The following is an 11,333-nucleotide window of genomic DNA, read 5'->3' as shown; positions in this document are numbered from 1 at the left end:
ACACGGCAGACTGCCGCGCGCGACCAGCACGAGCACCCGGGCACGGAATCACACCAGGCCCGTGACCTGCTACTTCACGATGCACACCACTCATTGCCGAGGGGTCGTCTGCATCGAGCTGAGCAGCCCGGAGGGCCACGCCCTGCTCGAGGCACCGAAGCGAGCTGTTAAGGCGTTTCTGAAGTGCACAGACGACGTCGTGCCGCCGGGAACCGAGCATCTCCACTTCGATGTCGACAGCCTCACCGGCTCCTTCAACACCGTAAAGCGCAGCGACGACTGAGTGCGATCGGCTGTCCGCCAACCGCATGGGCGCCCCGGACAGCCGATGCTCAACTGGCGATCGACGGCCCGCCTGCCGAACAAGGCAGAGCCTGAGGGACGCGGAGCCCCTCACCATCGAAGAAGTCGGCCGCGCAACGGTCGGGCGCAGGGCGCCCTCCATCGGCAAGCGGGGCACCCGCAGCTCCCTCAAGGATCCCGCACAAGTCAGCTGCAGGTCGGAACTCGCCTCATCGAATTCCGGCGCGGGAATTGGCTGGGAGCCGTGAGTATGTCTGCTCGGCGGGGAGCTCCTGCACTTGTCGGGCCTCGTCCTGGGACTGGCGCTCCCGCTCCCGCCGTCGGAACTCCGCGGTCACCCTCCTCAGCCTCCGCTCCTCCTCCTTGGCGGTCTTGATCACGCCGCCGGTCCACATGGCGGGGCCAGAGTCAATTGAGCTCGTACGAACGCCCACTGCTGGTTGAATCCGTTCCAGCACTTAGTCAGCAAGACTTCTGCACGGTGGGCCAAGATCATGTGCGCGACATCCATGCACCCCGTCGCCCATTGACCAATCTCAGGCCTCATTACCTTTACTGACCGGCCGTCGCGCATGTCGAAGAAATACCACCGTTGGTGTCTGTTGTTTGGTTGGCATTTGAACAGGCTCACGACCCAGGGCTTCGGCGTAGTCGCGGCTTGAGCGGGTTTTCCCGATGTGTGCCGGCGGTGGCCCGGGTGCAGGACAGGCACGAGCTTCCAAGATCATGTGGGTGTCGAGTCCAGTGATCCCTACGGAAGTCCGTGCCTGCCGCCGTATCCTCTCCGATCCCGCCCGTCCTTGACCAACTCCGTGACCAGCCTGATGCCGCGGCACATGAACTGCCTGGGCTGCTGACCCGGTTGGCCGCTGTCCCCGATCCGCGCAAGCCCCGCGGTGTGCGCCACGGCCTGGTCTATGTGCCGGCGCTGGCCGCCTGCGCCGTGCTGACCCCAGCGACCCGAAACGCCCGCTCGCCCTACTCGGCCTCACGTGATCACGAACCGGACATCACGCGACTACGCCGAAGCCCTGGTGGAAAGCCTCGTCCGGCCGCGCCTGTGCTGTGCCAGGCAACACCCACCAGAGTGACAACACAGAACAGCGGCAGGCCACACACGCATTGCTCCGCTTGTGTGATTCGAGCGCCCGCCACGCCTCTCGCAGAAGCGGTTACACCGACTGCCGTACCGATTTCACCCGATTGCACTGGATGAGCTGGCTCGGCGCCCCGGACGCGTAAAGCTGATTGCCGTAGCGCCTGACGGAAGGTGAAAACAGAATGAGTGCGGTCCATGGCATACGACGCCACACACGGCGTCTCCACAGGGCGGCGGCTGGCTTCGCCGTCGCTGCCCTGTGCGCGGTCTCGACGGCACCGGCTTCAGCGGATGGTGGCGCAGGCGGCGGGAAGCCCACCATCGTGCTGGTGCACGGCGCCTTCGCCGACGGTTCCAGCTGGAACGGAGTGGTCAAGCGCCTGCAGCAGGCGGGGTATCCGGTCATCGCTCCCGCCAACCCGCTACGCGGGCTGGCCAGTGACGCCGAGTACATCCACAGCGTGCTGAAGAGCGTGGACGGACCGGTCGTGCTCGTCGGCCACTCCTACGGCGGCTCCGTGATCAGCGAAGCTGCCGTCGGTGACGCCCACGTCAAGGCGCTGGTCTACATCGCCGCCTTCGCCCCCGCGGCGGGGGAAAGCTCCCTGGAACTGTCCAACAAGTTCCCCGGGAGCACTCTCGGCCCCACCCTCAACTCCGTGCCCTTCCCCCTTCCCGGCGGTGGCACCGGCACCGACCAGTACATCAAGGCCGACAAGTTCCACGACCAGTTCGCCGCCGACGTGCCCCGGTCAGTCACCGACCTGATGGCCGCCACCCAGCGCCCCGTGGCCGCCTCGGCCCTGGAGGAGAAGGCCACCACGGCCGCCTGGAAGACCATCCCCTCCTGGACTCTGATCACCACCGAGGACCGCAACATCCCCCCTGCCGCGCAGCGCTTCATGGCCCAGCGCGCCCACGCACACACCGTCGAGTTCAATGCGTCCCACGCCGTCTCGGTCTCCCAGCCGGGCGCGGTCGCCCGCCTGATCGAACAGGCAGCCAAGGCCAGCGCCACCACGGCGACGACCGCCACCGATCCTTCCGGCCCAACCCTCGCGAACACCGGCTCCGGGCGGCCGACCACGCAGACGTTCGCCCTCGGCGGCATAGCCGCTGTGTCGGTGGCCGCCGGTACTGCCGTCATCTTCCTCGGCCGCCGGTGGCGCTCGAAAACGAAGAACGGTCGCTAAGGCTCGCCCCGCGACCGCAGACGGGCGGCTCGCCGCATTCCATCGCCTCGGGAGCCGCATTTTCCGGATGCGGGTCCCGGTGACCCGACCCGAAAGGGTGCCCACGTGGGCCAGGTGAGCCTTTGCAGTAGCCCGAGTGAAGAAGCCAGAACCTGGCGGGCAAGTTAGACGCGAAAGAGGAACGTGCAGTCGGAGTTATCCAAGCCTGCTCGGGCTTCCAGTGCGAACGGACCCCAGGGCGGACATCTCGACTGGCACAGCATCGACTGGGCGGGAGTCGAGCAGAACGTACGCGTCTGAGACAAAGGGTCGGCTGGCCACTGCTGGGGGGGTCATGACGGGGTACGCGTTCGGCAGTGAGCGGTGGTGGCTGCCATGGCGGGTGGTGGTCTTCCTCGTCGGCATCGGGACCGTGGTGGGTCGCGGTGTCGAGACGTGGAAGCTGGTCCGCAGCCGGGAATCGGCCGAGACGCAGTTGGATCGCCTGGAGGCGGCCGAGCGAGAAGAAGGCGTGAGAACGACGGGCTCGTCATTTCGTCACCTCTGGAGCCGCATTTCGTCGGTTGTCCAGTGTCCCCGGGGAGCTACGTGAGCGTGCAGTGCGGATGTATCGACCGACCCCGCCTCGATCCCCGCCTTCGCCAAGTCGGTCGCCGAACGTGCCGACCGCATCGACGAACAAGCCGGCGGGCTCGTCGGGGCGATCGAGCAGTCAGGCACAGCGCGGGGCCGGCCGCTGGCGGCTGGGGGACGGCCCCTGGGGCGTCGTCACGGGCTGCGCCCGGGTCACTGCCGGGGCCCGGGCAGGCAGGGTCGAGCCCACCCAGTAGATTCGCACGCCATGACGCAACTGCATCTGGTGTACGACCTCGACTTCCGCGAACGGGCCGGGCGAACCAAGCTCTGGGGGACGGTACTCCTCGCCGTTACCGGACTCCTGTGGGTGTGGTTCGCCGTCCTGCTGTTCACGCCGTACCAGTTCGACGACGGCTACAGCGATCCCGTGAACTGCGACTCGCCGTTCTTCACCGACCGCGCGGACGCGAACGAGGCGGCCGCGAAGGGCAGCTCGTGCGTGGCCGAACGCGACTGGCCCGAACTGCTCGCCGTACTCGGCGGTTCCGTGCCGTTCGCCGTCACCGGGGCCGTGCTCTACACCACCGGCGCCATCAGCAAGCGGATCAGCGAACACGCCGCCGAGATGACCCGCCTGAAGGAAGCCGACGCGTAGCCCCGCCGCGGCTACACCAGTAAGGAAGCCTGCACGTCCGTGACGGCTGGTGCGTCGGCGGGACCGGGCAGGGCCGCCCCCTCGACCGTGGGGCGGGTGCGGCCAGGCCCCCCGGAGCGTGTGCTCCGGGGGCCTGGACGTGACTGGTGCCGGGTCAGGCGGGGGTGATGTTCTCCGCCTGCGGGCCCTTCTGGCCCTGGGTGATGTCGAAGGTGACGGCCTGGCCTTCCTGGAGCTCACGGAAGCCCGTGGAGTTGATGTTGGAGTAGTGCGCGAAGACGTCGGGGCCACCGCCGTCCTGCGCGATGAAGCCGAAGCCCTTTTCAGAGTTGAACCACTTGACGGTTCCGCTGGCCATGCCGGTGCCTCTCAGTCGACAACGGATCCGCACCGCGCGGACCCGGAGGTGATCGCCCTGGTCCTCAGGCACTGCACAGCAAAACGCCCACGCCGGAGCGCGGGCAGGTACTGCGAACCACGACATCTACCCCAGACGCTACACGCCGAGACCGCCTATCACCAGAGAGCAACAGCCATCGAGTGACCAGCAGAACACCACCGTATGGGCCCGCCAGGGCTGGGGGCTTCCCTCGTCGCTGCGGGCAAACCGACTGTGCCCGTTGAGTCGGTGTACTCCCTGGATGACATCCGAGGCCGCGGTGGCTCACGTCCCGCGGGGAGGCAAGATCCTGCTGCGCGTAGATCCCGCAGCGTGAGGCCGCCGTCGTGATTGCAGCAGCCCCCGGTTACCGCCATCACGCCTCGGGTCGTCCCCCGGGGCGGCCTTCAGCTAGAGGTCGAGGACGACTTCGGTGGTTGGCTGGCTGCAGCAGACGAGGACGGTTCCGGGCTCGGGGGCTTCGAGGGGCTGGGTGGTGTAGGTGATGTCGCCCGAGACAAGGGGGGTGATGCAGGTGTGGCAGACGCCCGTGCGGCAGGACCAGCGTGTGGGGATGTCGCAGGCTTCGGCGAGGTCGAGGAGTGATGCGCGGGCTGGTGACCAGCGGGTGGTGATACCGCTGCGGGCGAAGGTGACGAGGGGGCCGGTGCCCGTGGGACCAGCGGGTGGGTGTGGCCGGACCGCGGCCGTGGGCGCGATGCCGGGGTTGATGGCGGGAAGCGCGCTGAACAGTTCCCTGTGGATCCGGTCGGGGCTCAAGCCGTGATCGAGCAGGTAGCCGCCGAGGTCGTCCATGAAGGCGGGCGGTCCGCAGAGATAGGCGTCGGCGTCCAGGGGAATGCCCGTGGCCGTCAGTGAGCGGGCGGTCGGGCGGCCGTAGCTGATGTGGGGCTTGTCAGGATGCGAGGCGGGTTCGTCGGCTGCGGTGTAGTAGATGTGCTCGTGGGCATCGGGGAGCTGCGCCAGGAGCTCGTGGGCCTCGTCCGCGAAGGCGTGCTGTGCGCGGTCATGGGCGGTGTGGATCCACCACACGGGGCGCGGGTCACGCGCGGCAGCGAGTTGGTGGAGCATGGCCAGCACGGGGGTGGCGCCGATTCCTGCGGAGATGAGGACGACAGGGCCTGTGCCTTCTTCCAGGACGAAGGTCCCGCGGGGGCTCGCGATGTCCACGAGATCCCCGGTGTGGAGGCCGGCGTGGAGGTAGCTGCTGATGTGCCCGTGCGGCTCGTGCTTCACGCTGATGCGGTAGGTGTCGGCTCCGGGCGCGGAGGACAAGGAGTAGCTCCGCACGACGGGGGTGGCGTTTCCCACGGCGAGGCGGATGGACAGGTACTGGCCGGCCCGGGGCTTGGGGAGCGGTGTGCTGTCGGGGGCGTCGAGGTAGATCGATGTGACTCTGGGAGTCTCGGGGACGATGCGGGTGACACGCAAAGCCTTGAAGCCGGGCCACCCCGGTTCCTGTTCGGGCTGCTGGGCGCCTGCGAGTTCGCGGAAGGACTGCTGCCAGCCGGGGCTGAGGGCGGGGATGTTGAGTGCTTTGTGCAACTTGGCGGGGTCGCGGTCGGGGAGGTAGAGCAGCGCGTCGATTTCGGCGACGCTGAGTTCTTCCGGTCCCTTGCGGGTGAGGGTGATCTCGTTTCCGGCTTCGACATGGCCCTCGTTGATGACGCGCAGATAGAAGCCGGGGCGGTGGTGGGCGACCAGGAGGGAGGCCAGGGCGGGTTCGCCCAGGCGCATGCCGACGCGGTAGCAGGTGACGCGAGGCTGGGTGACTTCGAATTCGGCTTCGCCGATGCGGTACCGGTCGCCGATGCACACTTCGTCGTCGGGCAGGCCGTCGACGGTGAAGTTCTCCCCGAAGATGCCGAAGGTCAGGTCGTCGCGGCCGAGCTGCTTCTGCCAGTGCTGGTAGGACTGCAGTTGGTAGACGAGGACGGCGCGCATCTCGCCGCCGTGCCCGGCCAGGTCTCCTTGCCCGTCTCCGTCGATGTTGAGTTGCCGCACCATCCGGGGGCCGTGCGCGGGTGCCTTCCACGCGCCGGTGTGGACGGTCCTGCCTTGCCAGGGGACGTCCTTGGGCATCCCTACGTTGACGGACAGCAGCATCGCCATTGCGGTTCTCCTGCGTGGGTGGCCGACCGGGAGCAGCCCCTCCTGGCGCTGTGATCGTGATCTGTGCGCTGTGCTTGATACTAGATGAATGAGTCCAAGGGGTGCCGTTGCGGTCAGTGATCCCTACCTTGTTGATCGGGATGAGCGAGCCATTCGTAGGGTTGGCTCACCCAGGGGTGTCGGGTGTGGCTTTCAGTGGTCTGCCGTCCGTGGCTTCTTACGATTCGCCGCCCGACACCCCCCGACGACTCGGCTGCTGATTAGGAATTGCGATCCGATCGCTGAGTAGGGACTCGCCAGCGAGGTCGTCTGTGGTGCAGGTAAGCAAACGACCCGTGGAGAGCGCGTGACAGCGATCTGGGCCGGCATCGATGCCGGCAGGACCCATCACCACTGCGTGGTGATCGACGACACCGGCAAGCGGCTGCTGTCGCGGCGAGTGGCCAACGACGAGACGGAGTTGCTGAAGCTCCTGGCCGACGTGCTCGCCCTGGGCGATGAGGTCACCTGGGGCATCGACCTGGCCGACGGCGGCGCCGCCCTGCTGATCGATCTGCTGCTCAACCACGGCCAGCACACGCTCTACATCCCCGGCCGAGCCGTCAGCCGCGCCTCCGAGGGCTACCGGGGCGAAGGCAAGACCGACGCCAAGGACGCCGCGATCATCGCCGACCAGGCCCGGATCCGCCGGGACCTGCAACCCTTGCGGCCCGGCGACGAACTCGTCGCCGAGATCAAGGTCCACACCGGCCATCGCCGCGACCTCGCCGACGACCGCACCCGCGTGATCAACCGGCTCCACAATCACCTCACCAGCATCTTTCCCGCTCTGGACCGGGCTCTGGACCTCACGAATACCGGCCCGTTGATCCTGCTGACCGGCTACCAGACCCCAGCCGCCATCCGCAGGACAGGTGCCCGGCGGCTGGAGACCTGGCTGCGCAACCGCAAGGTCCGCGGTGCTGCCCAACTCGCCGAGACGGCCCTGGCGGCAGCCGAGAGCCAGCACACCAGCGTGACCGGGGAAAGGCCGACGGCCCAGCTCGTGCACACGCTCGCCAAGGAGGTGATGCGCCTCAACGAGCAGATCGCCGAGACCGACAAGCTCATCGAGGCCCGGTTTCGCGAGCACAAACACGCCGAGGTGATCGCGAGCATGCCCGGCATCGGACCCCTGCTCGGCGCCGAGTTCCTCGCCGCCACCGGCGGCGACATGACGGCCTTCGACAGCCCGGACCGCCTCGCCGGGTTCGCCGGCGTCGCACCGGCTCCACGCGACTCGGGCAAGATCAGCGGCAATCTGCACCGACCCAGACGGTACAGTCGGCGACTCCAGCGCGTCTTCTATACCTCCGCGCTGATCAGCATCCGCTGCTGTGACGAATCCCGCCGCTTCTACGACCGCAAACGCGCCGAAGGCAAGCGGCACACCCAGGCCGTCCTCGCCCTCGCCCGACGCCGGGTCAACGTCCTGTGGGCCCTGTTGCGCGACGGACGGTGCTACGAATCCATACCCCCCGTCACGAACGCCGCTTGACAAAGAGATTAGGAATCGTAGGCGGTCAGTGACCGCTTGATCGGCTGCCCTGTCTTGTCGTTGTGCCAGATCGCTGCCGTGAGCGCGAGGATCCGGCACAAGACCCGGGCCGCCACCCCTGCTGGGCTCTTGCCGCCATGTCGTTCCAGGTCGAGCTGTCCCTTGAAGGTCTGGTTGATCGACTCGATGACCTGCCGCAGCGGCCTGAACAGGTGCGCCCCGGCCCGCTCGGCTTCTCCCTTGCGGGCCGGCCGCAGCAACTGCAGGTGACGCTCCGCAAGGTCACGCTCGAACTCGCGGCCGTAGTAGTTCTTGTCCCCGATGATCGTCTGGCCGGGGTGGGCGGCTTCGACGTCGGGTGCGGTGTCGAGCATGTCGCGCAGTGTCTCCCGCTCGTCGGCCTTCGCACCGGTAAGTGCGAACAGGATCGGCAGCCCGCCGAGCGTGCACACCAAGTGCAGCCGCAGTCCCCAGAAGTACCGTGAGTGTGACGCGCAGTAGCCGTACTCGGCCCAGCCCGCCAGGTCCGAGCGCTTGGCCGTCTCCCGCGAGCATCCGCAGCCGACCGGGGTGGAGTCGACCAGCCACACGTCATCGTTCCACAGCGAGGTGTCCCGGGCGAGGATCCGAATCATGCTGGTGAGCAGCGAGGACGCGGCGCGCAGCCGCTTGCTGTAGCCGGACTGCTGGGGCACGTAGGGAAAGAGGTGGCCGAAGTCCCGCCCGACGCGGCGAAGCCAGCGCCGCTCGGAGGTGTAACCGAGCAGCGCTGACATGACCGCGAGGGTGACCAGTTCGGCGTCACTGAGCGTGGGTGCGATCCCGACGGCGGGCCGATACGGAGCCAACCATGGCGAAGCCTTCAACTCGTCGTCGATCCGGGCATAGAGTGCCGTTGCGAGGGTGTCCAGGTCTGTCTTCACACACTGACATTGGACGCCCTCGTCCTACGCCCGCAGGCCATCCCTTGGACTCATTCATCTAGTTCTTTTGCCGGTGCCGCCGTGATCCGTGATCATGAATCTTTTTGAGGCGTTTGCTGGGATTTTTCGAATGAGCGAGAGGCGTGCCGGAGACGGTATCCATTCGTCTTTCCCTCGGCTGCTCATTCGCAGTGTGCATGATTGCGCTGGCGGCGGGGTGGCGCCGTGCTGCACGAGAATGCTCACATGGAGTAGAAGCTCGAGGTCGTCATCTTGCCCGCGAACGATGTCGACGGCTCATCGGCCTTCTGCACCGAGCGGCTGAATTTCCATGTCGATGTGGACTATGGGGCCAGCCCTGATTTCCGCGTCGTGCAGTGTGGGTCGATGAGTTCGTCGCGGCCCAACAGGCGGCCCTGACCGTCGTTCTGAGGAGGCTCAGTCCACGGACTGCCGCCCAGCCCGCAGGGGCCGGCACGGGGGGGTGACGAGCGTGCCGGTGACCGCGCCGGCGGGACGGCCCGAGGCTGTGGTGCACCGTCTCGAACGCGTGTGCACCGCGACATTCTCGCCATCACGATGGTTCCCTCCGACGCGCTGGTCCGCCGGCTTCGTCGCCGACCTGCGGCAGGGGGCTACCCAAGGGCAACACCGCCGCCGGGGCACGGTCGGGGGAAGGCCCTGCCGCGGAGGGCCGGGCCCCGCCACCCGCCTCAGGGCGGGGCGAGGTACTACTCGGCTGCGCCGCTGCGAGTGCGCTGGTAGTGGCGCCTGGCCTTCGTCCTGTTGCCGCAAACGGCCACCGAGCACCGGCGGGCCTTGTTGGTCTTGCTGCGGTCAAGGAGGAACCGCCGGCACTCCGGGTTGGCACAGGGCCGCAGCTGCCCGGGCATCGTCTCCTGCACCGCGCTCCAGGCCATGACCGCCTCCACTGCCATTCGGCGCTCCTTGGGGGCGTCAAGCTCCCAGGACACTCCGTCGGGGGAGACACGCGGACACGGGACGCCCTTGAGGACCGGAGCCAGTGACGTGGCCGGCCGGTGGCCGCGCACCACGCTCTGAAGAGCGTCGCGCGCCTGCAGGAGGTCTGTGCTCGTCCGCGGTGCCGCTGCCGCCGTGCGCCCGCTACCAGGCCCCGGCCGCTTCCGGCTCCGCCAGCTGGTCCTGGACGACCCCGTTGGCGACCGGCGTCGCGCCTCAGGCCGCTCGACCCGCCAAGCCCGGGAAGCCCGGGAAGCCCGGGAAGGCCGGCGGACGTGATCTCGAACGGAGGCTTGAGGTGAGCCACCCATCGGCTCCCGCCCCGTCCAGCCTCCTGACCAGCGGTGAACCCATCCTGCCCAGACATGGAGGCATCCGCCACGACTCCTGCCAGGCTAACTGGTAAACATGTCTTGACAGGTTAGGTCCGATATGGTCGACTGGCTTCGCAACCATTCAAGTTCATTAGATGGGTTAGAGAAATGGCTCCCGCAGTCCACCACCGCACGGCCACCGTCCACGGCCTCGAGGTCTTCTACCGGGAGGCCGGCGACCCTCAGGCACCCGCCGTGGTACTGCTCCACGGCTTCCCGACCAGCTCGCACATGTTCCGCCACCTGATCCCGGCGCTCGCCGACCGATACCACGTCATCGCCCCCGACCACATCGGGTTCGGACAGTCGGCGATGCCCGCCCTGCAGGACTTCCCCTACACCTTCGAGGCCCTCACCCAGGTCACCTCCGACCTGCTGCAGCACCTGGGCATCGACCGGTTCGCGATGTACGTGCAGGACTACGGCGCCCCCATCGGCTGGCGCCTCGCACTCCAGGCCCCGGATCGCATCACCGCGATCATCACCCAGAACGGCAACGCCTACGTCGAGGGCTTCGTCAAGCCCTTCTGGGACGGCGTACTCGCCTACGCCCAGGCGCCCGGACCGGACACCGAAGCCCCCATGCGCGGCGCCCTGACCGTCGAGATCACCCGCTGGCAGTACGTAAACGGAGTTCCCGACCCCAGCCTCGTCAGCCCCGACAACTGGGTCCACGACCAGGCGCTGCTGGACCGGCCCGGTAACGACGAGATTCAGCTCAAGCTCTTCCGCGACTACCCCAGCAACGTGGACCTCTACCCGCAGGTCCACCAGTACTTCCGCGACTCCCAGGTCCCGCTGCTGGCTGTCTGGGGCGCCAATGACGAGATCTTCGGCCCCGCGGGCGCGGAGGCGTTCAGTACAGACCTGCCCGACGCCGAGATCCACCTGCTCGAGTCCGGGCACTTCGCCCTGGAGAGCCACCTCGAGACCATCACCCAGCACATCCGCGACTTCCTCGGCCGCGTGCTCGCCTGACGCACCAGGGGTCGAGGCGGCTGCGGCCGGCCGCGCCTCTCACGACCCCTTCCGCCGCAGCCGGCAGTGAACCCGCCAGGCATGCCCGCGCAACACGCCTTCAGCCCTACCGTTCCTAATCAGTGAGCAGGAGTGTGTCTTGGACCCACTGCCAGTCACTGCGCGCATCCCGAACGGTTTTGGGTGCGCTGGTCGCCCGCGT

7 protein-coding genes and 2 pseudogenes are annotated in these 11,333 nt (G+C 67.7%); 5 read left to right on the top strand and 4 right to left on the bottom strand.

Annotation, left to right across the window (positions count from 1 at the left end; genetic code table 11):
- From ACFV9O_RS38160 to ACFV9O_RS38150, 3 genes and pseudogenes are all read left to right on the top strand, one after another.
- Positions 1 to 283 (top strand): SsgA family sporulation/cell division regulator (locus ACFV9O_RS38160; protein ID WP_385427063.1); only part of this gene is annotated, 283 nt, incomplete at its 5' end.
- A gap of 1,301 nt (positions 284 to 1,584) precedes the next feature.
- Positions 1,585 to 2,415 (top strand): annotated as a pseudogene (locus tag ACFV9O_RS38155) (alpha/beta fold hydrolase); the annotation flags it as partial.
- A gap of 1,021 nt (positions 2,416 to 3,436) precedes the next feature.
- Positions 3,437 to 3,826 carry a hypothetical protein gene (locus ACFV9O_RS38150; protein ID WP_385427061.1) on the top strand — a complete coding sequence of 130 codons (390 nt, stop codon included), beginning with the start codon at positions 3,437 to 3,439 and terminating at the stop codon, positions 3,824 to 3,826.
- Between the two features lie 154 nt (positions 3,827 to 3,980).
- On the opposite strand, the gene ACFV9O_RS38145 is transcribed toward ACFV9O_RS38150, so the two are convergent.
- Entirely contained in the window at positions 3,981 to 4,184 is a 204-nt protein-coding gene (locus ACFV9O_RS38145) for a cold-shock protein (protein WP_385427059.1), read from the bottom strand.
- Between the two features lie 432 nt (positions 4,185 to 4,616).
- Positions 4,617 to 6,338 (bottom strand): MOSC domain-containing protein, encoded by a 1,722-nt coding sequence (locus ACFV9O_RS38140; RefSeq protein WP_385427056.1) that lies wholly within the window; start codon positions 6,336 to 6,338, stop codon positions 4,617 to 4,619.
- A gap of 346 nt (positions 6,339 to 6,684) precedes the next feature.
- On the opposite strand from ACFV9O_RS38140, the gene ACFV9O_RS38135 reads away from it, so the two are divergent.
- Complete coding sequence (locus tag ACFV9O_RS38135) at positions 6,685 to 7,875, top strand: IS110 family transposase (RefSeq protein ID WP_385427054.1); 1,191 nt, start codon at positions 6,685 to 6,687, stop codon at positions 7,873 to 7,875.
- Between the two features lie 8 nt (positions 7,876 to 7,883).
- Here ACFV9O_RS38135 and ACFV9O_RS38130 read toward each other — a convergent pair whose 3' ends face one another.
- Both ACFV9O_RS38130 and ACFV9O_RS38125 read right to left on the bottom strand, forming a co-directional pair.
- A complete protein-coding gene (locus ACFV9O_RS38130; RefSeq protein WP_385427050.1) occupies positions 7,884 to 8,798 on the bottom strand; it encodes an IS982 family transposase in 915 nt (304 codons plus the stop codon).
- 731 nt (positions 8,799 to 9,529) lie between these two features.
- Positions 9,530 to 9,989, bottom strand: a pseudogene (locus ACFV9O_RS38125) (CGNR zinc finger domain-containing protein); the annotation flags it as partial.
- A gap of 272 nt (positions 9,990 to 10,261) precedes the next feature.
- Between ACFV9O_RS38125 and ACFV9O_RS38120 the strand changes: the two are divergent.
- The gene (locus ACFV9O_RS38120; protein ID WP_385427048.1) at positions 10,262 to 11,131 is read left to right on the top strand and encodes an alpha/beta fold hydrolase; all 870 of its coding nucleotides are present in this window, start codon (positions 10,262 to 10,264) and stop codon (positions 11,129 to 11,131) included.
- Positions 11,132 to 11,333: the final 202 nt, after the last annotated feature.

Origin of the sequence: Streptomyces sp. NPDC059909, from assembly GCF_042730885.1 — a bacterium.
Classification (GTDB): domain Bacteria; phylum Actinomycetota; class Actinomycetes; order Streptomycetales; family Streptomycetaceae; genus Streptomyces.
Note: the sequence above shows the minus strand (reverse complement) of the source record. Positions and strands in the feature narration are given on the sequence as shown.

Coding starts and splice junctions, on each gene's coding strand:
- ACFV9O_RS38120 (WP_385427048.1), top strand. CDS start 10,262: ATGGCTCCCGCAGTCCACCACCGCACGGCCACCGTCCACGGCCTCGAG.
- ACFV9O_RS38150 (WP_385427061.1), top strand. CDS start 3,437: ATGACGCAACTGCATCTGGTGTACGACCTCGACTTCCGCGAACGGGCC.
- ACFV9O_RS38140 (WP_385427056.1), bottom strand. CDS start 6,338: ATGGCGATGCTGCTGTCCGTCAACGTAGGGATGCCCAAGGACGTCCCC.
- ACFV9O_RS38145 (WP_385427059.1), bottom strand. CDS start 4,184: ATGGCCAGCGGAACCGTCAAGTGGTTCAACTCTGAAAAGGGCTTCGGC.